Source organism: Streptomyces sp. NPDC048664 (assembly GCF_040650555.1).
Taxonomy (GTDB): domain Bacteria; phylum Actinomycetota; class Actinomycetes; order Streptomycetales; family Streptomycetaceae; genus Streptomyces.
This window is the reverse complement of record NZ_JBEZHK010000031.1, coordinates 12,919-39,756: the sequence shown is the minus strand read 5'-3', so window position 1 is coordinate 39,756 and position 26,838 is coordinate 12,919. Positions and strand designations below refer to the sequence as shown.

At 73.1% G+C, this 26,838-nt stretch carries 27 protein-coding genes and 1 pseudogene; 13 read left to right on the top strand and 15 right to left on the bottom strand.

What is annotated here, in order from left to right; all coding sequences use genetic code 11:
- Nucleotides 1-4 precede the first annotated feature (4 nt).
- The 3 genes from kdpA to AB0C59_RS27980 are packed head-to-tail and all read left to right on the top strand — an operon-like array spanning nucleotide 5 to nucleotide 4,484.
- A complete protein-coding gene (gene kdpA / locus AB0C59_RS27990) occupies nucleotides 5-1,669 on the top strand; it encodes a potassium-transporting ATPase subunit KdpA (RefSeq protein WP_363009361.1) in 1,665 nt (554 codons plus the stop codon).
- Complete coding sequence (gene kdpB, locus AB0C59_RS27985; protein ID WP_363009359.1) at nucleotides 1,666-3,807, top strand: potassium-transporting ATPase subunit KdpB; 2,142 nt, start codon at nucleotides 1,666-1,668, stop codon at nucleotides 3,805-3,807. Before kdpA ends, kdpB begins: the two co-directional genes overlap by 4 nt.
- A 5-nt stretch (nucleotides 3,808-3,812) precedes the next feature.
- Nucleotides 3,813-4,484 carry a potassium-transporting ATPase subunit C gene (locus AB0C59_RS27980; RefSeq protein WP_363009357.1) on the top strand — a complete coding sequence of 224 codons (672 nt, stop codon included), beginning with the start codon at nucleotides 3,813-3,815 and terminating at the stop codon, nucleotides 4,482-4,484.
- A gap of 277 nt (nucleotides 4,485-4,761) precedes the next feature.
- On the opposite strand, the gene AB0C59_RS27975 is transcribed toward AB0C59_RS27980, so the two are convergent.
- On the bottom strand, nucleotides 4,762-5,346 hold the full coding sequence (locus tag AB0C59_RS27975; protein WP_363009355.1) for a universal stress protein: 585 nt from the start codon (nucleotides 5,344-5,346) through the stop codon (nucleotides 4,762-4,764).
- 345 nt (nucleotides 5,347-5,691) lie between these two features.
- Between AB0C59_RS27975 and AB0C59_RS27970 the strand changes: the two genes are divergently transcribed.
- The 5 genes from AB0C59_RS27970 to AB0C59_RS27950 all read left to right on the top strand — a co-directional run bounded on the left by AB0C59_RS27970 (nucleotide 5,692) and on the right by AB0C59_RS27950 (nucleotide 10,468).
- Nucleotides 5,692-6,126, top strand: coding sequence for an SAV_915 family protein (locus tag AB0C59_RS27970; protein ID WP_363009353.1), 435 nt, complete (start codon nucleotides 5,692-5,694; stop codon nucleotides 6,124-6,126).
- A 14-nt stretch (nucleotides 6,127-6,140) separates the two neighbouring features.
- Nucleotides 6,141-7,472: a diaminopimelate decarboxylase gene (gene lysA, locus AB0C59_RS27965; protein ID WP_363009351.1), complete on the top strand. Its 1,332-nt coding sequence runs from the start codon at nucleotides 6,141-6,143 to the stop codon at nucleotides 7,470-7,472.
- 137 nt (nucleotides 7,473-7,609) lie between these two features.
- Nucleotides 7,610-9,427 carry an amino acid permease gene (locus AB0C59_RS27960; protein ID WP_363009349.1) on the top strand — a complete coding sequence of 606 codons (1,818 nt, stop codon included), beginning with the start codon at nucleotides 7,610-7,612 and terminating at the stop codon, nucleotides 9,425-9,427.
- Nucleotides 9,428-9,550: 123 nt separating this feature from the next.
- On the top strand, nucleotides 9,551-9,934 hold the full coding sequence (locus tag AB0C59_RS27955; RefSeq protein ID WP_363009347.1) for a luciferase family protein: 384 nt from the start codon (nucleotides 9,551-9,553) through the stop codon (nucleotides 9,932-9,934).
- 87 nt (nucleotides 9,935-10,021) lie between these two features.
- The gene (locus AB0C59_RS27950) at nucleotides 10,022-10,468 is read left to right on the top strand and encodes a TIGR03668 family PPOX class F420-dependent oxidoreductase (protein WP_363009345.1); all 447 of its coding nucleotides are present in this window, start codon (nucleotides 10,022-10,024) and stop codon (nucleotides 10,466-10,468) included.
- Between the two features lie 67 nt (nucleotides 10,469-10,535).
- On the opposite strand, the gene AB0C59_RS27945 is transcribed toward AB0C59_RS27950, so the two are convergent.
- The 7 genes from AB0C59_RS27945 to egtA form a co-directional block, all read right to left on the bottom strand.
- Nucleotides 10,536-10,808, bottom strand: a complete 273-nt coding sequence (locus AB0C59_RS27945) for a hypothetical protein (protein ID WP_363009343.1) — start codon at nucleotides 10,806-10,808, stop codon at nucleotides 10,536-10,538.
- Nucleotides 10,809-10,866: 58 nt separating this feature from the next.
- Nucleotides 10,867-12,063: a hypothetical protein gene (locus AB0C59_RS27940; RefSeq protein ID WP_363009341.1), complete on the bottom strand. Its 1,197-nt coding sequence runs from the start codon at nucleotides 12,061-12,063 to the stop codon at nucleotides 10,867-10,869.
- A 248-nt stretch (nucleotides 12,064-12,311) separates the two neighbouring features.
- Nucleotides 12,312-12,527: a dodecin gene (locus AB0C59_RS27935; protein WP_363009339.1), complete on the bottom strand. Its 216-nt coding sequence runs from the start codon at nucleotides 12,525-12,527 to the stop codon at nucleotides 12,312-12,314.
- 128 nt (nucleotides 12,528-12,655) lie between these two features.
- A complete protein-coding gene (egtD, locus tag AB0C59_RS27930) occupies nucleotides 12,656-13,618 on the bottom strand; it encodes an L-histidine N(alpha)-methyltransferase (protein ID WP_363009337.1) in 963 nt (320 codons plus the stop codon).
- Nucleotides 13,615-14,406, bottom strand: coding sequence for an ergothioneine biosynthesis protein EgtC (egtC, locus tag AB0C59_RS27925; RefSeq protein ID WP_363009335.1), 792 nt, complete (start codon nucleotides 14,404-14,406; stop codon nucleotides 13,615-13,617). Before egtC ends, egtD begins: the two co-directional genes overlap by 4 nt.
- Nucleotides 14,406-15,734 carry an ergothioneine biosynthesis protein EgtB gene (gene egtB, locus AB0C59_RS27920; RefSeq protein ID WP_363009333.1) on the bottom strand — a complete coding sequence of 443 codons (1,329 nt, stop codon included), beginning with the start codon at nucleotides 15,732-15,734 and terminating at the stop codon, nucleotides 14,406-14,408. The genes egtC and egtB overlap by 1 nt, the downstream gene beginning before the upstream one ends.
- Nucleotides 15,731-17,005 (bottom strand): ergothioneine biosynthesis glutamate--cysteine ligase EgtA, encoded by a 1,275-nt coding sequence (gene egtA, locus AB0C59_RS27915; protein WP_363009331.1) that lies wholly within the window; start codon nucleotides 17,003-17,005, stop codon nucleotides 15,731-15,733. Before egtA ends, egtB begins: the two co-directional genes overlap by 4 nt.
- A 302-nt stretch (nucleotides 17,006-17,307) precedes the next feature.
- Between egtA and AB0C59_RS27910 the strand changes: the two genes are divergently transcribed.
- Entirely contained in the window at nucleotides 17,308-18,138 is an 831-nt protein-coding gene (locus AB0C59_RS27910; protein ID WP_363009329.1) for a TIGR02452 family protein, read from the top strand.
- Between the two features lie 30 nt (nucleotides 18,139-18,168).
- On the opposite strand, the gene AB0C59_RS27905 is transcribed toward AB0C59_RS27910, so the two are convergent.
- The 3 genes from AB0C59_RS27905 to AB0C59_RS27895 all read right to left on the bottom strand — a co-directional run bounded on the left by AB0C59_RS27905 (nucleotide 18,169) and on the right by AB0C59_RS27895 (nucleotide 20,191).
- The gene (locus AB0C59_RS27905) at nucleotides 18,169-18,591 is read right to left on the bottom strand and encodes a type II toxin-antitoxin system PemK/MazF family toxin (RefSeq protein WP_363009455.1); all 423 of its coding nucleotides are present in this window, start codon (nucleotides 18,589-18,591) and stop codon (nucleotides 18,169-18,171) included.
- A 146-nt stretch (nucleotides 18,592-18,737) separates the two neighbouring features.
- Entirely contained in the window at nucleotides 18,738-18,932 is a 195-nt protein-coding gene (locus AB0C59_RS27900) for an antitoxin (protein ID WP_363009327.1), read from the bottom strand.
- A 149-nt stretch (nucleotides 18,933-19,081) separates the two neighbouring features.
- The gene (locus AB0C59_RS27895) at nucleotides 19,082-20,191 is read right to left on the bottom strand and encodes a hypothetical protein (protein ID WP_363009324.1); all 1,110 of its coding nucleotides are present in this window, start codon (nucleotides 20,189-20,191) and stop codon (nucleotides 19,082-19,084) included.
- Between the two features lie 228 nt (nucleotides 20,192-20,419).
- On the opposite strand from AB0C59_RS27895, the gene AB0C59_RS27890 reads away from it, so the two are divergent.
- The gene (locus AB0C59_RS27890) at nucleotides 20,420-21,040 is read left to right on the top strand and encodes a GPP34 family phosphoprotein (protein ID WP_363009322.1); all 621 of its coding nucleotides are present in this window, start codon (nucleotides 20,420-20,422) and stop codon (nucleotides 21,038-21,040) included.
- A 63-nt stretch (nucleotides 21,041-21,103) separates the two neighbouring features.
- Here the strand turns inward: AB0C59_RS27890 and AB0C59_RS27885 are convergent, their stop codons facing one another.
- On the bottom strand, nucleotides 21,104-21,799 hold the full coding sequence (locus AB0C59_RS27885; RefSeq protein WP_363009320.1) for an SDR family oxidoreductase: 696 nt from the start codon (nucleotides 21,797-21,799) through the stop codon (nucleotides 21,104-21,106).
- A gap of 148 nt (nucleotides 21,800-21,947) precedes the next feature.
- Here AB0C59_RS27885 and AB0C59_RS27880 point away from each other — a divergent pair, with 148 nt between their 5' ends.
- On the top strand, nucleotides 21,948-22,511 hold the full coding sequence (locus AB0C59_RS27880) for a CGNR zinc finger domain-containing protein (protein ID WP_363009318.1): 564 nt from the start codon (nucleotides 21,948-21,950) through the stop codon (nucleotides 22,509-22,511).
- A gap of 27 nt (nucleotides 22,512-22,538) precedes the next feature.
- On the opposite strand, the gene AB0C59_RS27875 is transcribed toward AB0C59_RS27880, so the two are convergent.
- Nucleotides 22,539-23,276 (bottom strand): SDR family oxidoreductase, encoded by a 738-nt coding sequence (locus AB0C59_RS27875; protein ID WP_363009316.1) that lies wholly within the window; start codon nucleotides 23,274-23,276, stop codon nucleotides 22,539-22,541.
- Nucleotides 23,277-23,366: 90 nt separating this feature from the next.
- Between AB0C59_RS27875 and AB0C59_RS27870 the strand changes: the two are divergent.
- A pseudogene (locus AB0C59_RS27870) lies at nucleotides 23,367-23,651 on the top strand (LysR family transcriptional regulator); the annotation flags it as partial.
- 10 nt (nucleotides 23,652-23,661) lie between these two features.
- Here AB0C59_RS27870 and AB0C59_RS27865 read toward each other — a convergent pair.
- Nucleotides 23,662-25,113 carry an amidase gene (locus tag AB0C59_RS27865; RefSeq protein WP_363009314.1) on the bottom strand — a complete coding sequence of 484 codons (1,452 nt, stop codon included), beginning with the start codon at nucleotides 25,111-25,113 and terminating at the stop codon, nucleotides 23,662-23,664.
- A gap of 180 nt (nucleotides 25,114-25,293) precedes the next feature.
- Between AB0C59_RS27865 and AB0C59_RS27860 the strand changes: the two genes are divergently transcribed.
- Nucleotides 25,294-26,331, top strand: a complete 1,038-nt coding sequence (locus AB0C59_RS27860) for a LacI family DNA-binding transcriptional regulator (protein WP_363009312.1) — start codon at nucleotides 25,294-25,296, stop codon at nucleotides 26,329-26,331.
- 115 nt (nucleotides 26,332-26,446) lie between these two features.
- Here AB0C59_RS27860 and trxA read toward each other — a convergent pair whose 3' ends face one another.
- Entirely contained in the window at nucleotides 26,447-26,833 is a 387-nt protein-coding gene (gene trxA / locus AB0C59_RS27855) for a thioredoxin (protein ID WP_363009310.1), read from the bottom strand.
- Between the last annotated feature and the right edge of the window lie 5 nt (nucleotides 26,834-26,838).

Sequence of the window (26,838 nt, the reverse complement as noted above, 5' to 3'; positions counted from 1 at the left end):
AGCCATGGGTCCCGTACTCGACGGCGTGCTCCAACTGCTCGCCCTGATCGGCGCGCTGGCGCTCTGCTACGTCCCCCTCGGCACCTACATGGCCAAGGTCTACACCTCCGACCGGCATCTGCGGGTCGAGAAGTGGATCTACAAGGGCATCGGTGCCGACCCCGACGCCCAGATGCGCTGGCCGGCGTATCTGCGCGGCGTCCTCGCCTTCTCCGCGGTGAGTGTGCTGTTCCTCTATCTGCTCCAGCGGGCACAGGGCTTCCTGCCCGGCTCGCTCGGCTTCAGGGCCATCGACCCGGACCAGGCGTTCAACACCGCGGTGTCCTTCGTCACGAACACCAACTGGCAGTCGTACTACGGCGAGCAGGCCATGGGCCACGTCGTGCAGACCGCCGCTCTGGCCGTCCAGAACTTCGTCTCCGCGGCCGTCGGCATAGCCGTCGCCGTGGCGCTGGTGCGGGGGTTCGCGCGCTCGCGCACGGGTGAGCTCGGCAACTTCTGGGCGGACCTGGTCCGCGGCACCGTCCGCGTCCTGGTACCGCTCGCCGTCGTCGGCGCGGTCGTCCTGGTCGCCTGCGGCGCGATCCAGAACTTCTCCGGCATCCACGAGGTCGGGCAGTTCATGGGCGGCTCGCAGCAGTGGAACGGCGGCGCCGTCGCCTCCCAGGAGGCGATCAAGGAGATCGGCACCAACGGCGGCGGCTACTTCAACGCCAACAGCGCCCACCCCTTCGAGAACCCCACCCCGTTCTCGAACCTGCTGGAGATCTTCCTCATCCTGCTGATCCCGTTCGCCCTGACCCGCACCTTCGGTGTCATGGTCGGCTCGGTCAGGCAGGGCTACGCGATCCTCGCCACCATGGCCACCATCTGGATCGGCTTCACCGCCCTGATGATGTGGACCGAGTTCGCCCACCACGGGCCGGCGTTCCAGATCGCCGGCGGTGCGATGGAGGGCAAGGAGACCCGCTTCGGCGTCGGCGGTTCGTCGATCTTCGCGGTGGCGACGACGCTGACCTCGACCGGCGCGGTGGACTCCTTCCACTCCTCCTTCACCGGACTCGGCGGCGGCATCACGATGCTGGGCATGATGCTCGGCGAGATCGCGCCCGGCGGCACCGGATCCGGTCTCTACGGCATCCTGATCATGGCGATCATCGCGGTGTTCATCGCGGGCCTCATGGTGGGGCGCACGCCCGAGTACCTGGGCAAGAAGATCGGCTCCCGCGAGATCAAGCTCGCCGCCGTCTACATCCTGATCACCCCGGCGCTGGTCCTGGTGTTCACCGCCTTCGCGATGGCCCTGCCGACCCCCGTCCACTCGATGACCAACAGCGGGGCGCACGGGTTCTCCGAGATCCTGTACGCCTACACGTCCGCCGCCAACAACAACGGCTCGGCCTTCGCCGGCCTGAACGCGGACACCCAGTGGTTCAACAGCACCCTGGGCCTGGCGATGCTCTTCGGCCGCTTCCTGCCGATGGTCTTCGTCCTGGCGCTGGCCGGTTCGCTCGCCGAGCAGAAGCCGGTGCCGGTCACCGCGGGCACCCTGCGGACCGAGAAGCCGCTGTTCACCGGACTCCTGGTGGGCGCGATCCTGATCATCACCGGTCTGACCTACTTCCCGGCGCTGGCGCTGGGCCCGCTGGCCGAGGGGCTGGCGTCATGACCACCCGCACAGAGAAGAAGCACGAGGACTCCATGTCCACAGCCACGGGGCCCCGGGCGCCGCACAGCGACGTACCCACCGGGCACAAGTCCGCCGAGGGCCGCGTCGGCGCGGGCCTCTTCGACCCCAGGCAGCTGCTCAGGTCGCTGCCGGAGGCGTTCCGCAAGCTCGACCCGCGGGTGATGGTCACGTCCCCCGTGATGTTCGTGGTGTGGATCGGCTCCGTGCTGACCACGGTGTTCTCCTTCCAGCACCCGGGTGACTGGTTCGGCTGGACCATCAGCGTCTGGCTGTGGCTCACCGTCGTGTTCGCCAACCTCGCCGAGGCGGTCGCCGAGGGCCGTGGCAAGGCGCAGGCCGACACCCTGCGCAAGGCCAAGACCGACACGGTCGCCCGCCGGCTCCTCGCGGACGGCATGTCCGAGGAGCAGGTCGCGGGCACGGAGCTGACCATCGGCGACCTCGTCGTCTGCGAGGCCGGCGACACCATCCCCGGCGACGGTGACGTCGTCGAGGGGGTCGCCTCCGTCGACGAGTCGGCGATCACCGGTGAGTCGGCGCCCGTCATCCGGGAGTCCGGCGGCGACCGGTGCGCGGTGACCGGCGGCACCAAGGTGCTGTCGGACCGGATCGTCGTCAAGATCACGACGAAGCCGGGCGAGACGTTCATCGACCGGATGATCAACCTGGTCGAGGGCGCGTCCCGGCAGAAGACGCCGAACGAGATCGCGCTCAACATCCTGCTCGCGTCGCTGACGATCGTCTTCCTGCTGGCCTGCGCCACGCTGCCGCCGTTCGCGCACTACGCGGGCACGCATCTGACGCTGGTCGTCCTGGTCGCCCTGCTGGTCTGCCTCATCCCGACCACCATCGGCGCCCTGCTGTCGGCGATCGGTATCGCGGGCATGGACCGCCTGGTCCAGCGCAACGTGCTGGCGATGTCCGGCCGCGCGGTCGAGGCCGCCGGCGACGTCTCCACCCTGCTGCTCGACAAGACCGGCACCATCACGCTCGGCAACCGCCAGGCCGCCGAGTTCGTGCCGGTCAGGGGCACCACGGAGGCCGAGGTCGCGGACGCGGCCCAGCTCTCGTCGCTGGCCGACGAGACTCCCGAGGGCCGCTCGGTCGTCGTCCTCGCCAAGGAGAGGTACGGCCTGCGCGAGCGGCACCAGGGCGAGCTGGCCGGCGCCGAGTGGATCGCCTTCACCGCCCAGACCCGCATGTCGGGTGTGGACGTGGACGGCAGGAGGATCCGCAAGGGCGCGGCCGGGTCGATCATCGCCTGGGTCAAGGAGCAGGGCGGCACGGTCGCCGAGGACGCGGACACCAGCGCCGACCGCATCTCCGAGGCCGGCGGCACCCCGCTGCTCGTCGCGGTCCAGGACGGCCAGGGCGCCCGTGTCCTCGGGGTCGTCCACCTCAAGGACGTCGTCAAGGAGGGCATGCGGGAGCGGTTCGGCGAACTGCGCCGTATGGGCATCAAGACCGTCATGATCACGGGTGACAACCCGCTGACGGCCAAGGCGATAGCCGAGGAGGCGGGCGTCGACGACTTCCTCGCGGAGGCCACGCCCGAGGACAAGATGGCCCTCATCAAGCGGGAGCAGGCCGGCGGCAAGCTCGTCGCCATGACGGGTGACGGCACCAACGACGCCCCGGCCCTGGCCCAGGCGGACGTCGGAGTCGCGATGAACACCGGCACGTCGGCCGCCAAGGAGGCCGGCAACATGGTCGACCTCGACTCCAACCCGACCAAGCTCATCGAGATCGTGGAGATCGGCAAGCAACTGCTGATCACCCGCGGCGCGTTGACGACGTTCTCCATCGCCAACGACGTCGCGAAGTACTTCGCGATCATCCCCGCGCTGTTCGCCGCGGTCTACCCCGGCCTGGACAAGCTGAACATCATGCACCTGTCCTCGCCCGACTCCGCGATCCTGTCCGCGGTCGTCTTCAACGCGCTGATCATCATCGCGCTGGTGCCGCTCTCCCTCAAGGGCGTCAGGTACCGGCCGATGAGCGCCGACAAGCTGCTGCGCCGCAACCTCGGGATCTACGGTATCGGCGGGCTGATCGCCCCCTTCATCGGCATCAAGATCATCGACATGCTCATCTCCCTCATCCCCGGGATCGGCTGACCGCCATGAACAACTCCGTCACGAACACCGCCCGGCTGCTCTGGGCGGGCCTGCGCGCCCTCCTCGTGCTCACCCTGGTGACCGGCGTCGCCTACCCGCTGGCCGTCACCGGCATCGCCCAGGGGCTGTTCAGCGACCAGGCGAACGGCTCCGAGATCAAGGACTCCACCGGCAGGGTCGTCGGGTCCTCGCTCATCGGCCAGGCCTACGACCTGCCGCTGAAGAAGGGTCAGGAGACCCCGGACCCGGACTTGAAGTGGTTCCAGGGCCGCCCGCAGAACGGCCTCGGCACCAACAGCGTCAACACCCAGTACAAACTGATCCTGTCGGGCGCCACCAACCGCAGCGGTGACAACGCCGACCTGATCACCTGGGTCAAGGACGCCAAGGCCGCAGTCGTCAAGGACAACTCCGTCCCCGGCTACACCGTCCGCCCCTCCGACGTCCCCCCGGACGCGGTCACCTCCTCCGGCTCCGGCCTGGACCCCGACATCTCCCCGCGCTACGCCGGGATCCAGGTCCACCGGGTGGCCCAGCGGAACGGACTGCCCGTCGCCCGGGTGGAGAAGCTGGTCGCCGCGCACACCTCGGGCCGCACCCTCGGCTTCATCGGGGAGCCCCGGGTGAACGTCCTGGAACTCAACACGGCGCTCAAGGCCCTGCTGGCCAGGAGCTGACGGCGACACCGGACCGAGCGGCCGGCCCGGCCCGGGAGACCACCTCCCGGGCCGGGCCGGCTCCCGCTCGTGGACGACAGGACCCGCGGCTGGTACGGGCCCCTCGTGATCGACCTGCGGGCGCGCCGGTACGCGGTCGACGCGGCCCCCGACGGTGCCACGGCACCGCGCCTCGCCCCAGCGCTCCGGAGCGCTGGGGCGCAACAGTCCCCGGACAACACGAAAGCGTCATCTCCCGGCACCGGAGCAGGAGATGACGCTCCACGTCGAAGGGACCTCAGACCCCCGCTCGCCCCGGACGCCCCCGAAGCGCGCGGGCCGCCTCCTTCTCCAGGCGGCCCGTGTCCAGGCCCAGCCGCCACCGATTGCGGCGGTGCGCCGCCGCGAGTGCGGCCTCCAGCGGGGACGGGGGCACCGCGAGCACCGGGCACACCGCGTGCGCCAGGCAGTAGCGGCTCACCGAGCGGCGGCACGCGCGGCGCCACGGGCCGCGCCGCCCCGCGCCGACCACCAGCACGTCGCCCTCGCGGTCCGCCACCTCCAGCAGAGCCATGCCCGGCACCCCCCGGGCGACCAGGGCGTGCGTCGGCACCCCGGGGCCGCCGTCGCCGAACACCTCGCCGAGCGCGGTGACCAGCCGGGTGCGGGCCAGGTCCTGCCAGGCGTCGCACATCACGGCCGCGCCGGGGCCCCGGCGGGTCGCGACATCGCCGCCGGGCGGTTCCCAGGCCAGCACCGGCCACAGGGCGGCACCTCTGCGCCGCGCCTCCCCCTCCGCCCAGCGCAGGGCGGCGAGGCTGCCCGTCGAGCCGCTCACCCCGACGACGACCCGAGGACCTGACAGGGCGTCCGTACCGGACATGACTCCACCGTTTCCACATGTGCTGCGCCCCGCCCGCGAGGACGTCCCGCGGGCGGCCTCAGAGAGAGGCCGACCCATCCCAACTCCCCGGCCCCGCCCGAGAACAGCCCACGCCCGATCTCCTGACGCCTCCCTGACGGGCCGTCGCCGGGCCACCGAGGCCACGCGTCAGCATCCCGTCAGCGTCGTCCCCGCCGCCGTCAGCATCGCGTCAGGACACCTGCCGACCCCGGACCGTACGGGCATAGCGTCGGTGCCGCCCCCCGGTCCGCCTCCCCGCGTCCCGGGGGCCGTCACCTCAGCCGCGGCACCTCGGATCGGATCGATCCCGAAGGAGACACCCCCATGCACGACATCCTGTGTGGCGAAGACCCCGAACCCTGCGATCGGTACCCGGCCGGACCCCTGTTCGTCCCGGTCCGGCCGGGCCCGGCGGGCTTCCGCGCCCGGCTCTTCCGCACTCCCGCCGGCGGCCGCACGGCCGTCGGCTTCACCACCGAGGCCCGGCTGCGCGCCACCCTCGGCCCCGGTCAGCGGTGGATCAGGCTCGCCGGGCCCGCGCTGCACGCCCTGACCGCTCCCCTCGGCGTGCGGACCCTCACCGTGGACCCCCGGTTCTCCGCACCGGCTCCCGCGTCCGGCCACGTCGGCTCACCCACCTGGACGCCCGAGCGGACGGGCTCCGCGGACCGGCGCCGGAGCGGAGACCCGCAGGCCGTCGGCGTGCCGCGGGTGACCGGTGCCGCCGCCCTCGCCTCGCCCGCCCCGTGGATCGGTTGAGAGGGGACAACACCATGACCACCGTTCACGAACCCGCCGTCACCGCCCCCGCCGACCTGTCGGTGTGGCCCGCCTCCACGACCGAGCAGCCCGGGGGCGACCTCGCGGTCGGCGGGGTCGCGCTCGCCGAGATCGCGGACCGCTTCGCCACGCCCGTCTACGTCCTGGACGAGGCCGAGGTGCGCGACCGCTGCCGCACCTACCGGCACGCCTTCCCCGACAGTGAAATCCTCTACGCCGCCAAGGCGTTCCTGTGCCGGGCGATGGTCCACTGGATGGACGAGGAGGGCCTCGGGCTCGACGTGTGCTCCGCCGGTGAACTGGAACTCGCGGTCACCACGGGCTTCCCCGCCGAGCGGATCGTGCTGCACGGCAACGCCAAGTCCCCCCGCGACCTGGAGACCGCGCTGCTGCTCGGGGTCGGCCGTGTCGTCATCGACAGCCCCTCCGAGATCGCCCGGCTCGCCGCCGCGGTCGGACCCGGCGGCCACCAGAAGGTCATGGTCCGCGTCGTGCCCGGCATCAGCGCCGGCGGCCACGCCAAGATCCGAACCGGTACCGACGACCAGAAGTTCGGCCTCTCGATCTCCGACGGATACGCCCAGCACGCCGTCGCCCGGATCCTGGACCAGCCGCAGCTCCACCTGACCGGCCTGCACTGCCATCTGGGTTCGCAGATCACCAGCGCCAAGCCGTATCTGCTCGCCGTGCGCCGCATGGTGGGGCTGATGGCCCGCCTGCGCGAGCAGCACGGCCTTCAGCTGCGCGAACTCGACCTGGGCGGCGGCCACGGCATCGCCTACCGCCCAGGCGAGCACGCCCTGGACCTCACCACGCTGGCCCGCAGGGTCCGCGCGGAACTGAACGAGGCGTGCGCGGCGGCGGGCCTGCCGGTGCCCCGCCTCGTCATCGAACCGGGCCGGGCCATCGCGGGGCCCGCCGGGATCGCCCTGTACCGCGTCCTGTCCGTCAAGCGCACCGGCGCGCACACCTTCGTGGCCGTGGACGGCGGCATGAGCGACAACCCCCGCCCCGCCCTGTACGGGGTGCGGTACGCGCCGCGGCTGATCGGACGCCGCAGCACGGCGGCACCGGCCGCGGTCACCGTCGTCGGCCGGCACTGCGAGGCCGGTGACGTCCTCGCCGCCGACGTACCGCTGCCCGGTGACGTCCACCCCGGCGACCTGCTGGCCGTGCCCGTCGCGGGCGCCTACCACCTGTCCATGGCCTCCGGTTACAACCTGGTCGGGCGCCCGCCCGTGGTCGCCGTGGCGCACGGCAGGGCGCGCCTGCTGGTGCGCCGCGAGTCCCTGGAGGACATGCGCCGCCGCGACGTCGGTCTCTGACCCCGTCCCCGTCACCCGGACGGGCCGGCTCGCCCTCCCGCACGCCGGCCGACCCGCCCGGGCCATCACATGACGCGCGCCGACGGGCCCCGACGGACACTGGAGCCGACCGCCCGACCGGCCGTGGTGAGGTTCCGATGGTGTTTGGCCTGGCACGTCGTGAGCTGACCCCCAGGGTTCCGCTGCGCCCGGGAGAGGGCGAGAAGGGCCACCTCACCAGCCTGGAGGGGCTGGCGGCGCTGTCGCTGGACGCGCTCAGCTCGGTGGCGTACGGACCCGAGGCGATCGTGCTGGTCCTGGTCGCCGCGGGCACCGGGGCGTTGAACGCGACCCTGCCCATCACCCTGGCGATCGCCTTCCTGCTCGCCGTGCTGGTGGTGTCGTACACCCAGGTCATCGCCGTCCACCCGGACGGAGGAGGCGCCTACGCCGTCTCCAAGCACGATCTGGGCCCGGCCTTCAGCCAGCTGGCCGCGGCCAGCCTCGTCGTCGACTACGTGCTCACCGTCGCCGTCAGCCTCGCCGCCGGGGCCGACTCCCTCGTGTCCGCTTTCCCCTCGCTCGGCAAGGACAAGCTCGTCGTCTGCCTCGTCGGACTCGCCCTGCTGACGGCCGTGAACCTCAAGGGCGTCGCCGAGAGCGCCCGGGTGCTGATGCTGCCGATGGCGCTGTTCGTCGTCGCGATCCTCGGCGTCATCGCCTTCGGTCTGCTGCGCCCCCACCCGCTCGCCGTGGTGGGGGCCGCGCAGCCCGTCCACGCGAGCGAGGCGCTGGGAGTGCTGCTGATCCTCAAGGCGTTCTCATCCGGTTGCTCGGCGCTCACCGGTGTGGAGGCCATCGCCAACGCGGTACCGGCCTTCCGCACCCCCCGGGTCCCACGGGCCCAGCGCACCGAACTGATGCTCGGCGCGCTGCTCGGGCTCATGCTGGTGGGCCTCGCCGTGCTGATCCACCACCACCATGTGGCGCCGCGCGGCGGGGTCACCGTCCTCGCCCAGCTCACCGCGGCCGCCTTGGGGTCCGGCTGGCTCTACTACGCCGTGAACCTCATCGTCACCCTGGTCCTGCTGCTCGCCGCGAACACCAGCTTCGGCGGTCTGCCGGTGCTCATGAGCCTGCTGGCCCGCGACCACCGGCTGCCGCACCTGTTCGGCCTGCGCGCCGAACGGCCCGTGTACCGCTACGGAGTGGTCACCGTGGCGCTGGCGGCCGCGCTGCTGCTCCTCGCCGTCGACGCCGACACCCACCGGCTGATCCCGCTGTACGCGATCGGCGTGTTCATCGGCTTCACCCTCAGCCAGGTGGGTCTGGTCCGCTACTGGACCACCAGCAGACCCCCCGGATGGCGGCACCGCGCACCGGTCAACGCCATCGGGGCGCTGCTCACCACGGTGGCCCTGGTCATCCTTCTCACCACGAAGTTCCTGGAGGGCGCCTGGATCGTCGTCATCGTCGTCCCGCTGATGATGCTGCTGTTCTCCCGGATCCAGCGCTACTACACGAGGGTGGGGCGGGAGTTGGGCCTGGGCCGGATCCCCGGCCCACCGCGAGGGCGCGCCGGCAGCCTCGTGATCGTCCCGCTGGGGGAGGTCAGCAAGCTGGCCCAGCACGCGCTGAGCGCCGCCGTCGCCCTGGGGGACGAGGTCGTCGCGGTCGCCGTCCACCACGATCCGGACAAGACCCGCGCCCTGCGCGAGGCGTGGGAGCGCTGGGACCCGGGCGTACGCCTGGACGTCATCGACAGCCCGCACCGGTCCCTGGTGCAGCCGCTGGTCGAGTACGTGCGGGAGGCGGCCCGGGACGGACGCCAGATCGCGGTCCTCATCCCCGAGGTGGAACCCCGCCACCGCCGCTACGAGATCCTGCAGAACCAGCGCGGACTGCTGCTCGCCACGGTGCTGAGGGCCCGCACCGACGTGGTCGTGTGCATGCTGCCGTACCGGTTGACGGTGTGAGACCGGGCGCCGGACCAGGGCCACCGGACCACGGCGACCGTTTCCGGCCGATCAACCTCACGTCCCGGTTACGGAACTCTCAACCTCTGGTGTCCGCGCAGTGATGCGACGACGATAAGGGCCATGACTCTGGCCCAGCGCGCCCTGGAGCGACTCGACGCCTGGCCCGACCTCACGGCGGGTGCGGCAAGTTGCGGTACGGGGCGGGCGCTCCGTTCGCAGCACAGCGAGATCGTGCACTTCCACACCGGCCACGAGGCGGACCTGCACCTCACCGGCGGGGCCCTGCAGCGGATCTGCCACGACCTCGCGGAGTCCACCGCCATACGCATGGTGCCCGGTTCCCGGTGGGTGACCGTGCACCTCGACTGCGACACCGACGTGGACCTGCTGCTCAGCCTCGTCAGCGTGGCGCTCAAGGCCGATCAGGCGCGCCCCGCCCGCGCCGGGAGCGCGCCCGAGGCGTGCAACTTCCACCGGGTGACGGTGCTGCCCCGCGCTCGCTAGCGCCGTCCCCTTCCGGGTGCGAGCGGGTGCTCGCGGGGGTACCCGTCACGGTCGGACGGCCGCGACCGATCCGGGAGGAGGCGCGGCGTGGCACGGATGACCGAGGACGAGGCACGGCGCAGGTTCGTCGAGGCGCGCGTCGCACGGCTGGCGACGGTGGATCCCGAGGGGCGCCCCCATCTCGTACCGGTGGTGTTCGCCCACCACGGTGGCGACGGCATCGTCATGGCCGTCGACCGCAAGCCCAAGAGCACCCGGCTCCTGAGGAGGCTCGCCAACATCGCCGTCACCCCGGCGGTGTCCCTGCTGGTGGACGTCTACGACGAGGACTGGGAGCGGCTGTGGTGGGTCCGGGCCGACGGCGGCGCCCGGGTCGTGCCACCCGACGCTCCGGGCGAGCGGGACCGCGCCGTGTACCGGTCGGCCGTCGGCCTGCTCACCGCGAAGTACGCCCAGTACGGGCACAGCCCGCCCGACGGACCGGTGACGGCGGTCGTCGTCAACCGGTGGAGCGGCTGGAGCGCCACCCCGTAGACCACGGGCCCTCGCACCCGTGGACCAAGGGCCCCGCACGGCCGCGGGGCCCGGCCGCCGAGTGCGCTCAGGCCGCCGGAGGCGGCGGGCCGGCATGTCCGACGTGGGCGCGGGCCCGGTGCCGGTGGTGCATCACCGCGCTCACCATCGCGGCCAGGCCCAGCGCGAACAGCAGCGCCAGGGCGAGACCGGAGGCGAAGATCGCGAGGGTGTTCATGGTGGCGATCGGCTGATCGAACATGGACACCGTGTAGTGGGGGCCACCGGACATGTTCCCGGCGATCGCCAGCACGGTGAAGGCGACGGTCGCCGCGACGAGCAGCAGTCCGAGGATCAGCATCCGAGTCATCTCCTCAGTGGGTCGTGACGACCCCCGGGTACCCCCACCGGCGCCCGGCTCACAGCGGTGTGACGCTCACCGTCACGACGTAGGCCCCGTAGGCGACCGAGACCGCGGCCAGCGCGCCGCCGAGCAGATAGGCGTGCCGGGGGCGGACCCGTCGACTGCGCGCGAAGGCGAGCGCCAGCGGGATCAGCAGCGGGAACGCGGGCACCAGGAACCGGGGCTTGGACGCGAACGGCCCCGACCCCGCCACCGTGACCAGCAGCAGGACGGCGGCGTAGACGACCAGGGCCAGGGGAGCGCGCTCGAAGCACAGCAGGCAGAACAGCAGCACGGCCGCCACGACGATCACCAGCGCCACCGTGAACACGACCCGGCCGCCGTTCAGCATCAGCCCCTTGAGGAACGTGAGGGACCCGGCGCCGAAGTCGAAGCGGGAGTCCCAGGCGCGCTGCACGGTGAAGTAGCCGCCCAGCAGATCGCCTCGGTGGGCGCCGACCCACAGCACGAAGCCCACCCACCCGAGGGGGGCCACCGCGGCACCCGTCCACAGGCGCCACGGCACGCGCCCGCGCCGCCTGACGATCTCGTACACCGCCGTGACACCCACCGCGGCGGCCACGGCGAACCCGGTGGGCCGGGACAGCCCCGCGAGCGCCGCGAGCACCCCCGCCCACAGCCACCGGCCCGTCAGCACGCAGTACAGGGACCAGACGGCGAGCGCGGTGAGCAGGGACTCCGTGTAGGCGATGTCGAGCACCACGGAGTGCGGCAGCGAGGCCCAGACCGCGACGAGCGCGGTGGCGGCCGCCGGCCCGTACAGGCGCAGCCCGATCGCGTACAGGCCGTAGGCGGCGACGGCCGCCGCGCTCCACGCGACCAGCAGGGCGGCGGAACCGGGGGAGACGGGCAGCACCGTGTACACGCCGCGGATGAGCGCCGGGTAGAGCGGGAAGAAGGCCCAGTCACGTTGGACGGCACCGTGGTAGACGTAGGTGTGGGTTCCGTAGCCGAACTGCGCGATGTGCAGGTACCAGCGCGCGTCCCACCGGTGCGCCAGGCCCCCGGCCAGCGGCCGGCCGGTCAGGTGGTTGACCAGCAGGACGGCCGCGACACCGGCGGCCCGGATGGCGGCGAACAGGGCGAGGGCCTGCCCGGCGCCGGGCAGGAGCCGGAAGGGGAGGTGCAGGCGGACGCGCCGGACTGCGCGCCCCGCGCGCTCGGTGACGGGGGCGGGCGGGAGTGCGCTCACACGTCGACTCTGTGGTGCGGCCGGACGGTCCGCAACGTGAGGGTTGGCCATGGATGGGTGATATACCAGGCTTGTACAAGACGCTGTCGTGCCCAAGTCATGAGGCGGGTGAAAGACGCCTGATGGGAGCCCCGGCGGGAGTGTCCGCGAGAACCCCGTGAGAGTGGGGCTTCGGCGCCGCGGTTCCCTCGTCGGAGTGGTCCGGGTGGTCCCGGCCGGCCTCGGCGCCCGCGACCGGCGAAGAGCCCTCAGTCCTCGCCGTCGATACGGAAGCCCACCTTCAGGCCGACCTGGTAGTGCTCGATCCGCCCGTTCTCGATATGACCCCTGACCTGGGTGACCTCGAACCAGTCCAGATTGCGCAGGGTCCGCGAGGCCCGGTCGACGCCGTTGCGGATCGCCTGGTCGACGCCCTCGGGCGAGCTGCCGACGATCTCGGTGACCCGGTAGGTGTGGTCGGTCATGGAGGTGCTCCTCTGCTGTGCCGTGCGTCCGCGGTGGCGGGTGCGCCACACGTCGAGTCCACGGTGCCGCACCGCACGGCCGCCCGCGAGGCAAGGGGCCGCCCCCGACGGGAGGCGGCCCCGGCGCGCTACCGCGGCGTGCTCAGGGACAGCGCGAACCTGCCCGCCGCGTCGGTCCACCAGTGCGTCAGCTCCAGCCCCGCCTCGGCCAGCTCCCGGCGCACACCCTGCTCGCGGAATTTCGAGGACACCTCCGTGCGCAGGAACTCGCCCTCGGCGAAGTCCACCACGAGGCCGAGCGCGGGAATCTTCACGGTCTGCGCGGCACGCGCCCGCAGCCGCATCTCGATCCACTCGTTCCCGGCGTCCCACACGGCCACATGGGTGAACGCGTCCAGGTCGAAGTCGCCGCCCAGCTCGCGGTTGATGACGGCCAGGACGTTCTTGTCGAACTCGGCGGTCACCCCCGACGCGTCGTCGTACGCCGCCACCAGCACCGACTCGTCCTTGACCAGGTCGGTGCCGAGCAGCAGCGCGTCGCCGGGCGCCAGCAGGGCCCGTACGGACTTCAGGAACGTCGCACGCTCGTGCGGCAGCAGGTTGCCGATGGTGCTGCCGAGGAACGCCACCAGCCGGGGCCCGGGCGTGTCCGGCAGGGTGAGACCGGCGGTGAAGTCGGCGATGAGCGCGTGGACGTGCAGACCGGGCCGCTCGGCGATCAGCGCCCGGCCCGCCTGGCTGAGCGCGCTCTCGCTCACGTCGACCGGCACATAGGTGTGCAGGTCGGTCAGCTCGTCCAGCAGGTGCCGGGTCTTCTCGGAGGACCCGGAGCCCAGCTCGACCACGGTGCGCGCGCCGGACGCGGCCGCGATCTCCCCGGCCCGGGCGATCAGGATCTCCCGCTCGGCCCGCGTCGGGTAGTACTCGGGCAGTTCGGTGATCCTCTCGAACAGGTCGCTGCCGCGGGCGTCGTAGAACCACTTGGGCGGCAGCGTCTTGGGGGTGGCCGCCAGGCCCTGGAGCACGTCGGCGCGCAGCGCGGCGTCCGTGGCGTCCTCGGGAAGGGTACGGGTGAGAGAGAACGGACTCACGTGCGGGTCTCCTCGGATGGTGCGGATGCCAGGTCGTCGCGGAGGTCCTTGAGCGGGGTCAGCAGGACCTCGGTGCGGGTGGCCGACAGCAGGGTGCGGTCGGGCACCTCCTGCCAGTGCGGGTCGTCGTCGCAGGGTTCGGAGGCGACGACGGTGAAGCGGCCGGGCTCGGTGAGGTACCAGAGCGTGTCGCCCCACGCGGTCGCCGTGATGGTCTCGCCGCCCGTGAGCAGCAGGTTGAGCCGGGAGTCGGGAGCCGCGCCGGCGACCTCCAGCACGGTGTCGGCCAGTGCCTGCGCGGGCTCGTCGCCGGAGCTGAGCCGGTTGAGGACCAGCGCCCACAGCAGCGCCGAGTCGCACCGGGCCTCCAGGGACAGCAGTTCGGCGGGCGGCAGGGTCCGGGCCACGGCGGCGACCGACCGGGGCCACCCGGACACGGCCCCGTTGTGGCTGAACAGCCAGCGGCCCGCGCCGAACGGCGCCGCGGCGGCCTCCCCGGCGGCGTTCCCCTCGGTCGCGTCCCGCACGGCGGCCAGGAAGGCCCCCGAGCGCACCACGCGCGCCAGGTCGGCGAAGGAGGCGTCGGCCCAGATGGGCCCGGCCCGGCGGTAGCGCGCCGGCACCGGGTCGCCCGGGGCGTACCAGCCCACCCCGAACCCGTCGGCGTTGACCGTCCCGTAGCGCTGTCTGCGCGGCGCCCAGGACTGCCGGTACAGGCTGTGCGCGGGCTCCACGATCAGGCGGCCGAGCGGTTCCTCGGCCCCCACGTAGGCCAGATGGCGGCACATCAGGCGTCCCGCGCGGTGCGGAAGCCGGAGAAGATCTGCCGGCGGATCGGATAGTCCCAGTTGCGGAACGTGCCCCGGCACGCCACCGCGTCCACGGCGAACGAACCGCCGCGCAGCACCTTGTGCTCGGGCCCGAAGAACACCTCCGAGTACTCCTTGTACGGGAAGGCCGCGAATCCCGGGTACGGCGCCAGGTCGCTGGACGTCCACTCCCACACGTCGCCGATCAACTGCCGCACGCCGAGCGGCGAGGCGCCCGCCGGGTAGCTGCCCGCCGGCGCGGGGCGCAGATGCCGCTGGCCGAGGTTGGCGTGCTCGGGCCCGGGATCGGCGTCGCCCCACGGGTAGCGCCGTGACCGGCCGCTCGCCGGGTCGTGGCGGGCCGCCTTCTCCCACTCGGCCTCCGTGGGCAGCCGGCGCCCGGCCCAGCGCGCGTAGGCGTCCGCCTCGTACCAGCACACGTGCAGGACGGGCTCGTCCGGCGGCACCACCTCGGTGACGCCGAAGCGGCGCCGCAGCCACTGCCCGCCCTCGTGCCGCCAGTACAGCGGGGCCACAAGGCCGTGCTCGCGGACGTGGTGCCAGCCCTGCGGGGTCCACCACCGCTCGTCCGTGTACCCGCCGTCCTCGACGAAGGCCAGGTAGGCGCCGTTGGTGACCGGCACGGTGTCGATGTGGAACGGGGCGACCAGCCGCTCGTGCGCGGGCCGCTCGTTGTCCAGTGCCCAGGGCTCGGTGGAGGTGCCCATCGTGAACGGGCCGCCGGGGACCAGCACTTCGGAGGGCCCCCGGTACGGCTCCACGGGCCCGGGATCGGGCGCGGTGAGCGCCTGCGGCCCCCTGCGGAGCTGATGGGTGATCAGCATCGTCTCGTCGTGCTGCTGTTCGTGCTGCGCGATCATGCCGAAGGCGAACCCCGCCTCCGTCAGCCGGTCCTCGCCCTCGAACGGGGCCTTCTCCAGGACGTCCAGGGCCCGGCCCCGGACCTCGGCCGCGTAGCGCCTCGCCTCGCCGGGCGCCAGCAGCGGCAGCGAGGGCCGCTCGGAGCGCGGGTGCTCGAAGGCGTCGTACAGGCCGTCGATCTCCGGCCGCATCGCCTCACGGCCGGCGACCCCGCGCAGCAGCCACAGCTCCTCCTGGTTGCCGATGTGCGCCAGGTCCCAGACGAGCGGCGACATCAGGGGCGAGTGCTGGGCCACCAGCTCGTGTTCGTCGACGCAGGAGGTCAGCAGCGCGGTCCGGTCGCGAGCCGTGGTCAGCGCGTCGAGCGCGCGCTCCCTGAGCCGCTCGGGATCCTCGGCGACTGCCGGTGAGCGGTCGTCGGTCATGTGGGGATGTCCTTCCCGTGGAACTGGAGCAGCAGATCGTCGGCGGGGCAGCGGCCCCGGGCCACATAGCGGTCGGTGAACGCGGCCACGGCACGCCGTACGGCGGTGCCGGCGCCGAGCCGGGGCAGTGCCCGGGCCGCCGCCGCGAAGCAGAGGACGGCGGCCTCGTGCAGTTCGGGATCGGCCAGGCCGTCGCGCGCGGCGGCCTCCCACAGCGGGTTGCACGGGGCGGGCAGGGACCCGGCCCGCTCCGCGAGGGGCTTCACCGTGCGGTAGGCGGTCTCGGCGGCCTCGGGGTCGTCGAAGAGCGCGGTGGTCACGGCGAGCGGCACGATCCATCCGTCGTCGCCCGGCTGGGCGTCGATCATCCGGAACTCGAGGTGGCCGCGGGGCCGGATCGGGGGGAAGAGGGTCGTGAGGTGGTAGTCCAGGTCGCCGCGTCCCGGCGGGTGGGCGGATCTGGACCAGTCCCTGAAGCTCATGCCCCGCGGCACGCCCCACGGGCCGCTGTCGGCCCGTACGCACATCACGGGCGCGTCCATGACGTGCCGGGCCCAGGAGGCGCGCGGGTCGCCGTCCAGGGGCGGCGCGCTGGAACGGCCGGGCTCCATGGCGGCCCACAGGGACTGCCGGGTCGAACGCAGGCCCGTGGGGCGGCCGGCGGCCAGGGGCGAGTTCGCGAACGCGGCGACCAGCACCGCGCCCAGATGGTGCGCCATCCACCAGCGCCGCCCGTGGCCGAGCGCGCCCGGCTCCTCGTAGCCGGCGTCCAGGCACACCTGGACGGAGGCGGAGGAGCACATCATGGACCGGCCCTCGGGGCCGGTGCGGTCGAGGTAGGACTCCATGGCGTCGTAGCGCGGCTCATGGAGGAAGCGGCGCGGGGGGTTCCAGGGGTCCTGGCCGTAGCCGCTGAGGCCGATGCCCGCCTCGCGCAGTACCGAGCGGACCGCGTCGAGGTCGGCGCGGACGGACTCCACGCACTCCATCAGTGAGGCGGCCGGAGCGGAGCTGAGCTCCAGTTGGCCGCCCGGTTCGACCGTCAGGGCCGAACTCAGGGTCAGGGTCCGCAGCGCGGCGTAGGCCGCACGCAGACGTTCGGGTGGGACGGGGAGCCGTGGCTCGCCCAGCTCGTGGACCAGCCATTCCACTTCGACACCGACGGTGCGGGGCGGCCCGGTCTTGAAGCAGATGCCTCGGACCAGCGCCTCCACCTCGGCGTCGGTGACGGCGGAGCGGTGCTCCGTACAGTCACTGACCGAATCGGACATGTCGGGGATCCTCCTGAGATTCCAGCATGCCGCCGCCCCGGGGTCGGATGAGCCGGGACGGCAATCGCTCGTCCCACCCAAGACCCTTGTGCGGCTTCGCACAAGGGAGCACCGTGTCATGTTTCGGACTGGTTCTTTTCCGTGCCCAGGGCGGGAGCGGTCGGCTGCCGGGGCCGGGAAACTCTGTTGCGGCCCAGGACCAGCATCGCTCACCATTCGTTCATGAGCACGACGGGGGAGCCCGGCCGGGTACCGGAGCAGGCCGTGCGCGACGCCTTCACGGCGCCCACGGGGGTGGCGCCGTGAGCGCGCGTCTTCGCGGGGTCGCGCGGGAGACGGTGGAGATCGTCGCGGCGGGCTCCTACCGCGCCCCGGGCGGGCACACGGTGACCATCGCCCCGGCGGTGGCCGCCGCCCGCGCCGGCACGCGGATGTTCGGCCCGGATGCCGTGCGCACACCGGCGATCGCCCTGCGTGCGACGGCCTTCGAGGTCACCGGCGAGAGCAGCCTCGAAGCCGCCCGCCGCCTGGTGAGCCGTTCGAGTGACCCGGTGGCCGTGCTCAACTTCGCCTCCGCCCGCAACCCGGGCGGCGGCTTCCTGAACGGAGCGCAGGCGCAGGAGGAGGCGCTGTGCCGGGCCTCCGCGCTGTACGCGTGCGTCCGTGAGGCCCCCGAGTTCTACGAGCACCACCGGGCGCATCGCGACCCGTTCTACACCGATCGTGTGATCCACACGCCGGGCGTGCCCGTCTTCCGCGACGACCGCGGGAATCTGCTCGACGCGCCGTACCAGGTGGGCTTCCTGACCGCCGCGGCGCCCAACGCGGGAGTGGTGCGGCAGCGGGCTCCGCAGCGCGTGCCCGAGGTGCCGCGTGCTCTGGCGGTGCGCGCCGAGCGGGTCCTGGAGACGGCCGTGGCCTGCGGCTACCGGCGCCTGGTGCTCGGTGCCTGGGGCTGCGGGGTGTTCATGAACGACCCGGCGACGGTGGCCGGGTCGTTCCACGGGCTGCTGGTGCGGGGGCGGTTCGAGGGACACTTCGACGAGGTCGTCCTCGGCGTCCTGGACCGCACGGCGGGGGCGACGACGCGGGGCGCGTTCGCACGCGCCTTCGCCGACGTCCGCGTGGCCTGATCCGAGCGGTGGCCCGGCCGGCCCCGGTGGTCAGTTCCAGCCGTAGCGTTCCCGCAGCCGGTGCACCACCAGGTTGAACCGCATCCGGTCCAGCGCGCACGCCTCGCGCCGCATCCCGTCCTCGTGCAGCCGCAGCACGCGGTCGACGTCGACCCAGGAGTCGCGTCCCGACCGGTCCCACGGTCCGCTCCCGATCGGCACCCACTCCCGGTCGCTGTCGTGCCGCTTGCTCGACAACTGCACGGCGAGCAGAGTGCCGGCGGCCTCGCGGGCGACCACGAGCACCGGGCGGTCCTTGCCCCGCCCGTCGTTCTCCTCGAAGGGCACCCAGGTCCACACGATCTCCCCGGGGTCGGGGTCGCCGTCGTGCGCGGGGGAGTACTCGGTGCGTACCCGTCCCACGTCCCGCGGGTCGGCCTCGGTGGTCGCCGAGGGGCCGTGGCGGCCGGCTATGCCGTCGGAGGGGTCGTCGTGGGTGTCATCGGGCTGATGGATGAAGGCAGTCACCCGGCTCACGGTAGAGCGTCCCCTCCGCCGGGCGCCGGGCGGGTCGGGGGCCGGTGAGACGGCATCAGTCCGCCACCCTGTGCCCCGGCTTGCTAGGGGCGTGGTGGGTTGTCCCGGTCCTGAGGGGAGCGCATCTGGTCCCGCAGCGCGTCCGGGCCCTTGTCGACCGGGCGTCCGGGGCCGCCCCGGACCGTGTCGTCCCTCCGGTCGCGCGCCGTGTCGGCCGTCTCGCGCGCCTGGTCCTCGTGCCCCTTCAGCATCCGCTTGAGCTTGTCCATCATGGACATGGTGGCCTCCTGGCGAGTCTGCCCCTGCCGTGCCTCGCCTTCAGGATCGGCGCCCCGGCTCCCGGGTGCATCCGCTGCGGCCCGAACGGTGCGGCCGGGCCGGGCCCGCTTCCGCGTGGTCCCCGGCCCGGCCGCCCGGCACCGCGCCCTCAGGCGGCGACGGCCTCGCCCATCTCCTCCTCGGCCAGCACCTCGGCCGAGTCCTGCTCCTCGTCCTCGCTCCTGTCCGGGGTCGGGCCGGGGCTCCCGGCCGGTGCGGCGGCGGTGCGGCGCTCGGTCAGTGCGGCCGCGGCCAGCAGCACCACCCCCGCGACCAGCCAGAGAGCCAGGGTGAGGACGTGTCCGCCCATGTCCCGCGAGCCGAAGTACAGCAGGCCGCGTACGCCCTCGATGAAGCCGGCGCCGTTCCAGAAGGCGTGCAGCGCGCCGAAGAAGCCGTTCTGCAGCGCGGGCTGGAAGATCCCGCCGGAACTGGTGAAGTTGAGCATCACGAACAGCACCATCATCCCCAGCGTCGTCCAGCGCCCCAGGAAGGTGTGCAGGGCGACACCGATGGTCAGGATCCCCGCCGAGTAGAGCAGGGCCATGCCCCACAGCCCGGCCAGGTGGTGGTCGGCGACATGGAAGACCGGCCCGGCCAGCACCGTCCCTATGACGCTGACCGCCAGCGCGGTGGCGAGGCCGATGGCGGCCCGGATGCCGATACGGAGCGTGGCGCCCCCGGCGCTGATGGCGGCGACGCTGGCGTAGGAGCCGATGCTCAGCGCGACCAGCAGGAAGAACAGGCCCTGGCCGGTGGGGTCACCGCTGGAGAGCCGGGACAGGTCGGTGACGTGCAGCGGGACGCCCTGCTGGTCCGCCACGGTCGTGAACACGGCCTGCGCGGCGGTCGCGGAGGTGTCCGAGCCCGCCTTGGCGACCAGGAGCTCGGGGTGCGTGGCGCTCGGCACATAGGCGCCGACCAGGTCGCGGTCCATGATCTGGTGCCGTGCCGCGGCCCGGTCGGGCACGGTGGTGACGTCCAGTGCGTCACCGGCCTTGTCCTTGATCGTCTGGGCCAGTACCTGCTGGCGCGGCGAGGTGCCGACGACGGCGACCTTCAGCCCGTGCGCGTGCGGGGCGTGGAAGGCCCCGAGGTAGGCCATGCCCATGCCCAGACACATCAGGAGCGGGGTGATCAGGAGGACCACCACATGGCGGACGGTGTGGCGGGTGGAGGTCGCCGCCGGCCGCTCCGTGGCCGGACCGTGGGTACTCATCGGGACTCCCCTTCCAAGTGGATGGTTGTAAACTACACCTTAATCTCGTTGTAGTCTACAACCATTGGTGGAGGAGGGGTGCCCGCCCCCCAGGGGAGACGGGGGGCGGGCGGCGGTCGCCGCGCCGACGCGAACAGACCGCTCCCGACCCGGCCGCGCTACCGTCGGACTGTCGGTGCGGTCGCCCGATCGTCCGGCTCCGCTCACACCCTCGACGGGGAGCCACGCATGACCACTGCACGGGACCTTCTGACCGTCGCCCTGGACACGGACCCGGGTCATCCCCCCGAGCAGGGTGACCTCTCGCTCGCGCTCGCCGGCGCCGAACTGCTCGACCTCCTCGACGCCCGTGCCCTCACCCTGGACGCGGAGCTGATCGTTCCGGGTGACCGGCCCACGACCGAGGACCGTCTGCTGGAGTCGGCCGCGGCCTCACTCCAACGGCAGACGCCCTACGAGCCCGTCGAGGAGTGGCTGTGGCGCAGGGGGCGCGGGCTCGCCTCGGCCTACCTGGCGGCGTTCGAGGAGGAGGGGCGGTTCGCCCGGCAGCGCCCCCGCCGGCTGCCGTCCTGGACCGGGGTCGCGACCCTGGTCGACTCGCCCGCCCGCCGGTGGGCGGGCGAGCGATGGGAGGCGCGGGAGCCCGTGCTCGCGACGCTCGCCTGCGCCGCCCGGATCGGGGGGACGCCGCAGGACGCGTCGCCCGTACTGCCCGAGGAGACCGACGAGGCCGTCGTGACCGTCCTCGCGGCGGTGGACGACGCGGTCACGGAGTTGACGGCCGTACGCCAGCGACGGGACATCGAGCAGGCCGCCTTCGACAACGTCTGGAGGGGCCCGGGCGGGTGAGCCCGCCGAGGTGTCTCAGGACGCCCCGGTCTCAGGACGCCCTGGTCTCAGAACGCCCCGGCCTTAGGGTGCCCCGGTCTCCGGAGGCCGGGACAGGGCGGCCTTGACCTGCCGCGTGCCCTCGTCGGCGAGAACCTCCGTCCGGTCCTCCTCCACCGCGCGCATGGTCTGCTCCGCCACGTCCTCGGCGGTGATCTTCGGCGCGTCCGTCCACGCCGCCAGGTCCGTCTCCACGAAGCCGGCGTGCACGCCGACCACCAGGGTGCCCTGGTCGCGCAGCCCCTCGCGCAGCGCGCCGGTCAGGGACCACTGCGCCGCCTTGGAGGCGGCGTATCCCGGCCAGCCGGGACGGCCGAGCCAGGAGGCCACCGACAGCATGTTCACCAGCGCGCCGCCCCCGTTGCGGGCGAGGACGGGGGCGAAGGCCCGGGAGACGGACCAGGTGCCGTAGAAGTTGACCTCCATCGCCTCGCGGGCCCCGTCGAGCGGACCGTCGAAGAGCCGGGTGCCCCAGCCGCCGACCCCGGCGTTGTTCACGAGGATCGAGACGTCGCCCGCCGCGCCGACCGCCTCGTCGATCTGGTCCTGCCGGGTGACGTCCAGGCGCAACGGCGTCAGGTCGCCGTCCATGACGTTCGCCGGGTCCCGCACCGCCGCGTACACCTTGCTCGCGCCGTGGTCGAGCAGGGCCCGGGCGAACGCCCTGCCGATGCCGCGGTTCGCTCCGGTGACCAGCGCCACCGCTCCGTTGATGTCCATCGCCTCTCCCTCGCCATGGGAATCGAGAATGCGGACCCGGGCCCAGACCCTTTCACCATCATGCGCGAGAGGGAACCGGGATTCCCCCGTGATGACGCTCGTCGCCCCGCTCGTTGTCCTGTGCCGCATCACCTGCCAGGATGGTGATGTGAATCCGGAGCATGCCTTTCCCTGCGGAAGCCCCGCTCTCGACTTCGCCGCCACCCTGCGCGCCCGCCGTACGGTCCGGTTCGAGATGTTCGGGTCGCCGGACCGGCTGGACGCCTGGTACGTCGAGTCGGGTCTGGTCGACGCCGTCAGCCCGAGCCGCGAAGCCGACGTCGAGCGTGCGATCGAGGTGCGTGAGGCCGTCTACGAGCTGGTCACGGCCCGGCTCGCCGGACAGGGGTACGACCGGGGGGCCCTCGCGACCGTGAACGGCGCGGCCCGCGGACCGGCCGCCACCCCGCAGCTGACGCCTTCGGGACGATGGACGGACGCGACGCCCGCCGAGGCCCTGTCCACCGTCGCGCGCCACGCCGTGGAACTCCTGAGCGGGCCGGACGTGCCGCTGATGAAGGAGTGCGGCAACCCGGAGTGCACCCGCGTCTACGTCGACCGGTCACGCGGCATGCGCCGCCACTGGTGCGGCATGGAGTCCTGCGGCAACAAGCTGAAGGCGCAGGCCTATCGCGCCCGCAGGAAGCAGGCCCGGGAGTCCGCCACCGCCTGACCGGCAGGCACCGCCCGCGCCCTCGCGTCACCAGGGCACGACCCCCTGGTCGTCGAACAGCTGACCGGTGGGGCCGTCGTCCGGCAGGGTCGCCAGCCGGACGGCGACGGCCGCGCCCTGCCGCGGGGTCTGCGTGCCGCTGAACCCGTTGAGATCGGTGGCCACATAGCCGGGGCAGGCGTTGTTGATCAGGATGGAGGTGCCGCTCAGCTCCTTCGCGTACTGGACGGTGACGGCGTTGAGATGGCTCTTCGTCGGCGCGTAGGCCCCGCTGATCCCGCCGAGATCGACACCGGGCGTCGTCTGCAGGGCCAGGGAGCCCACATGGCTGGACTGGTTGACGATCCGCGGGTGCGCCGAGCGGCGCAGCAGCGGAAGCATCGCGTTGGTGACCCGGATGACGCCGATGACGTTGGTCTCCACCAGCCGCCGCACGGTCTCCGGGGAGAGGGCCGAGGGTTCCTGGGGCCAGTCGCCCGCGATACCGGCGTTGTTGACCAGCACGTCCAGGCGCCCCGCCCGCTCCTCGACCAGCCGGGCCGCGGCGTTCACGCTTTCGTCGTCGGTCACGTCCAGGGGCACGCCGAACGCGTCGGCGCCCGCCGCCCGCAGCTTCGCGACGGCCTCCGTCCGGCGCCGCTCGTCCCGGGCGCCGACACCGACGCTCCACCCCAACGCGCCCAGCCCGGCCGCGATCTCGTACCCGATTCCCTTGTTCGCGCCGGTGACCAGCGCGATCGTCGTCTCGCTCATGACAGCGAGCATGGCCCCGCTTCGGCCGGGCACCAACACCGTCTCGGTGGTGCGGCGATACTCGGGCGGCATCGATCGGCCCCGCACGGCTACCGTGCGGGCATGGAGATGCGCGAGCTGCGGTACTTCGTGGCCGTCGCCGAGGAACTGCACTTCGGCAGGGCGGCCCAGCGTCTGGAGATGGCCCAGCCGCCCCTGTCGCGTGCCATCGCGCGCCTGGAACGACAGCTCGGGGTCACGCTGCTGGAGCGCACCAGCCGCACCGTCGCGCTCACCGAGGCCGGGGCCGTGCTGCTGTCGGAGGCGCGCTCGATCCTCGCCGCGGCGGCCGCGGCCGAGCGGCGTACCCGGCAGGCCGCGCAGGGCCGCTCCCGCCTCGTGCTCGCCGGGGCAGCCTTCAGGCGGCCTGCGCGTCCCCGGCCGCCGCGTGCGGCGGCGGCCACAGCTCGTGCCACCCGAGGTCGGCCTCCAACTGGGCGGCCAGCGAGACCAGAAGCGCCTCGCTGTGCGCCGGGCCGAGCAGTTGGGCGCCCACCGGGAGCGCGCCCGTGCCGCCCTGGGACACGTCGGAGTCGACGAACCCGGCGGGCACGTTGACCCCGGGCCAGCCCAGCACGTTCCACGGCCAGGCGTACGGGCAGGCGGCGATCATCGCGCGGTCGGTGTGCCAGCCGTTCATGCGGGCCAGGGTGCCGATGCGCGGTGGGGGAGCGGCGGTCGTCGGGGCCAGGACGACGTCGTGGTCCGTGAACAGCGCGCCCACCCTGCGCTGCAGCGCCGCCTCCGCGCGCCGCGCCACCCGCAGCGGCGCCCCGGCCAGGAGCCGGCCGAGGCGGGCGCTCTCGTGGGTGCGCCGGTCGAGCAGGGCCGGGTCCGGGGCGTCCCGGACCCACTCCGCGACGCCGGCGGTGGCCCGGGGCACGAAGGAGAGCCCGATCTGCCCGTAGCGGGGATCCGCCTCCTCGACCACGTGCCCGAGCGCGGCCAGCCGTTCACCGAGTGCGCGGACCCGCTCCCGGATGCGGGGGTCCAGCCGGACGGGCACCGCCGTGAAGGGCGGCTTCAGCGACAGCGCGATCCTCAGTCTTCCCGGGTCGCGCCCCACGGCCGCCGACACGTCGAGCGCGGGCGGTCGGTGCAGGTCGCCCGCGTGGTTGCCGCTCGCCGCGTCGAGGAGCAGCGCGGCGTCGGCCACGGTCCTCGCGAGCGTTCCGTTCACCGTGATGCCCTGGAAGGACTCGGCGCGCGGCCAGGTGGATATCCGGCCCCGCTGGGGCTTGATGCCGACCAGATGGGTCCAGGAGGCCGGGATGCGGACCGAGCCGGCGCCGTCGGAGCCGAGCGCGGCCGGCACGAGGCCCGCCGCGACGGCCGCGGCGGAACCGCCGGAGGAGCCGCCCGGGGTGTGTCCGAGGTGCCAGGGGTTGCGGGTGGCGCCGAAGGCGGGCCCCTCGGTGAACGGCCACTGCCCCAGTTCGCAGGTGTTGGTCTTGCCGACGACGACCGCACCCGCGGCCCGCAGCCTGCGGACCGCCTCACCGTCCTCGGCCGCCGGCGGGAAGTCACCCGCGCAGCCGAACGCGGTGGGCTCGCCCGCCACGTCCATGTCGTCCTTGACGGCCACCGGCACCCCGAGCAGCGGCAGGCGCGCGCCGGACGCCAACGCGCGGTCGGCGGCGTCCGCCTCGGCGAGCGCGGCCTCGGCGCGCACCAGACGGAAGGCGTTGACCGAGGGTTGCGCCGCCTCGATCCGGGCGAGCGCGCGTTCCACGAGATGACGGGACGTCATCTCGCCCTCGGCCAGGGCCCGTACGCAGTCGGCGAGTGAGGGGCTGCGGTCGAAGGTCATGGGGCGCCCTCCCTGAGTCCGTGGTCCACCGCGGAGTAACCTACGGTAACCTGTCACCGTGCCGCGCGGCAGACGACTCGCAACTGCCCCTGCACTGCCAGTGGTTGAGACGTGAAGAGCGGACGAACCCGGGACCCTCGGGGGAAGGATCGGTGTGCGGATTCTGCAAGGACGCGCCGCGTGAGGGTCCAGACGCCGGAGCCGCCCGCCCCCACCGTACCCGTGGCCCCCGCCACGCCGACGAGCGCCGACGTGGCACGCCTGGCCGGAGTCTCCCGCGCCACCGTCTCCTACGTCCTGAACAACTCCCGCGCCGTGCGCATCAGCGAGCCGACCCGGCGCCGGGTGCACGAGGCGGCGGAGGAACTCGGCTACGTGCCGCACGCGGCCGCCCGCAGCCTGCGCGTCGGGCACAGCCGCATGGTGCTCATGCCCGCCCCGAGCGTGCCGGCGGGCCCCCTCTACAGCCAGTTCCTCAACGACCTCCAATGGGCCCTGGGCCGTCTGGACTACACGGTCGTGCAGTACGGCGGCATGGGGCTGCGCGGCGACCAGGCCGCCCGGGCCTGGGCCGAACTGCGCCCCGTCGCGGTCGTCGTGCCCAGCGGCGGCCTCGGCCCCCAGGGCGTGCACGTCCTCAAGCGCTCGGGCGCGCGCGCCGTCGTCGTCATGGGCCCCGAGCGCATCGAGGGCGCCCACACGCTCCTGCTGGACCACCGCGAGGTCGGGCGCAGCGCCGGCGCGCACCTGGTGGCGGCCGGGCGGCGCCGGATCGGCGTGGTGATCCCCAGGGAAGCGGGGCACGAGGTCTTCTCCGTGCCCCGGCTGGAGGGGGTGCGGCGGGCGGTCGAGGGCACCGGCGCCACCGTCACGGAGCTGCCGCTCGGCTACCGGGAGGAAGCCGCCGCGCGCCTTGCCGGACGCTGGCGCTCCCTGCGTCTGGACGCCGTGTTCACGTACAACGACGAGTACGCGCAGCTGCTGCTGCGCGCGCTCCAGGACGAACGCGTGGGCGTTCCCGACGAGACCGCCCTGGTGGGCGCCGACGACCTGCTGCTGGGGCGGTTGCTGCGTCCCCGGCTGAGTACGGTCCGCATCGAACTGCCGTCCGGGAGGGAGCTCGCCGAGCTGGTCGACCGCGCGGTGCGCGATCCCGCGTGCGTGCCGCAGGTGCACAGCACGCTCGCGGCGCGCGTGGTGCCCCGGGAGTCCGGCTGAGCGGCGCGCGACCGTCCAGGACACGACGGCACGGTGACGCGGCAGGCACATCGCTGAGACGTGCCTGCCGCCTCACGGGCATCCGGGCATGTCGGCGGCGTGGACGCCGCCCCGCTCACGCCTCGTCCTGCCCACCCTGCGCCTGCTGCTCGGCCACCGCCTTGCGGACCTCGTCCATGTCCAGCCCGCGGGCCTGACCGATGACGTCGTCCAGCGCCTCCTGGGGCAGCGCGCCCGGCTGCGCGAACACGGCCACCTGGTCCCGGACGATCATCAGCGTGGGAATCGACTGGATGCCGAAGGCCGCCGCCAGCTCGGGCTGGGCCTCGGTGTCCACCTTGCCGAACACCAGGTCCGGGTTCGCCTCGGCGGCCTTCTCGTAGACCGGGGCGAACTGACGGCACGGCCCGCACCAGGACGCCCAGAAGTCGATCAGGACGAATTCGTTGTCCTTGACCGTCTCGTCGAAGTTCTCCTTGGTGAGCTCCACGGTCCTGCTCATGGCGT

What these genes read in the sequence shown, in the direction of transcription:
- kdpA (WP_363009361.1), top strand. Translation starts at nt 5, where the DNA reads ATGGGTCCCGTACTCGACGGCGTGCTCCAACTGCTCGCCCTGATCGGC.
- kdpB (WP_363009359.1), top strand. Translation starts at nt 1,666, where the DNA reads ATGACCACCCGCACAGAGAAGAAGCACGAGGACTCCATGTCCACAGCC.
- AB0C59_RS27980 (WP_363009357.1), top strand. Translation starts at nt 3,813, where the DNA reads ATGAACAACTCCGTCACGAACACCGCCCGGCTGCTCTGGGCGGGCCTG.
- AB0C59_RS27975 (WP_363009355.1), bottom strand. Translation starts at nt 5,346, where the DNA reads ATGTCCGGTACGGACGCCCTGTCAGGTCCTCGGGTCGTCGTCGGGGTG.
- AB0C59_RS27970 (WP_363009353.1), top strand. Translation starts at nt 5,692, where the DNA reads ATGCACGACATCCTGTGTGGCGAAGACCCCGAACCCTGCGATCGGTAC.
- lysA (WP_363009351.1), top strand. Translation starts at nt 6,141, where the DNA reads ATGACCACCGTTCACGAACCCGCCGTCACCGCCCCCGCCGACCTGTCG.
- AB0C59_RS27960 (WP_363009349.1), top strand. Translation starts at nt 7,610, where the DNA reads ATGGTGTTTGGCCTGGCACGTCGTGAGCTGACCCCCAGGGTTCCGCTG.
- AB0C59_RS27955 (WP_363009347.1), top strand. Translation starts at nt 9,551, where the DNA reads ATGACTCTGGCCCAGCGCGCCCTGGAGCGACTCGACGCCTGGCCCGAC.
- AB0C59_RS27945 (WP_363009343.1), bottom strand. Translation starts at nt 10,808, where the DNA reads ATGCTGATCCTCGGACTGCTGCTCGTCGCGGCGACCGTCGCCTTCACC.
- AB0C59_RS27935 (WP_363009339.1), bottom strand. Translation starts at nt 12,527, where the DNA reads ATGACCGACCACACCTACCGGGTCACCGAGATCGTCGGCAGCTCGCCC.
- egtC (WP_363009335.1), bottom strand. Translation starts at nt 14,406, where the DNA reads ATGTGCCGCCATCTGGCCTACGTGGGGGCCGAGGAACCGCTCGGCCGC.
- egtB (WP_363009333.1), bottom strand. Translation starts at nt 15,734, where the DNA reads ATGACCGACGACCGCTCACCGGCAGTCGCCGAGGATCCCGAGCGGCTC.
- egtA (WP_363009331.1), bottom strand. Translation starts at nt 17,005, where the DNA reads ATGTCCGATTCGGTCAGTGACTGTACGGAGCACCGCTCCGCCGTCACC.
- AB0C59_RS27900 (WP_363009327.1), bottom strand. Translation starts at nt 18,932, where the DNA reads ATGTCCATGATGGACAAGCTCAAGCGGATGCTGAAGGGGCACGAGGAC.
- AB0C59_RS27895 (WP_363009324.1), bottom strand. Translation starts at nt 20,191, where the DNA reads ATGAGTACCCACGGTCCGGCCACGGAGCGGCCGGCGGCGACCTCCACC.
- AB0C59_RS27890 (WP_363009322.1), top strand. Translation starts at nt 20,420, where the DNA reads ATGACCACTGCACGGGACCTTCTGACCGTCGCCCTGGACACGGACCCG.
- AB0C59_RS27885 (WP_363009320.1), bottom strand. Translation starts at nt 21,799, where the DNA reads ATGGACATCAACGGAGCGGTGGCGCTGGTCACCGGAGCGAACCGCGGC.
- AB0C59_RS27875 (WP_363009316.1), bottom strand. Translation starts at nt 23,276, where the DNA reads ATGCTCGCTGTCATGAGCGAGACGACGATCGCGCTGGTCACCGGCGCG.
- AB0C59_RS27865 (WP_363009314.1), bottom strand. Translation starts at nt 25,113, where the DNA reads ATGACCTTCGACCGCAGCCCCTCACTCGCCGACTGCGTACGGGCCCTG.
- trxA (WP_363009310.1), bottom strand. Translation starts at nt 26,833, where the DNA reads ATGAGCAGGACCGTGGAGCTCACCAAGGAGAACTTCGACGAGACGGTC.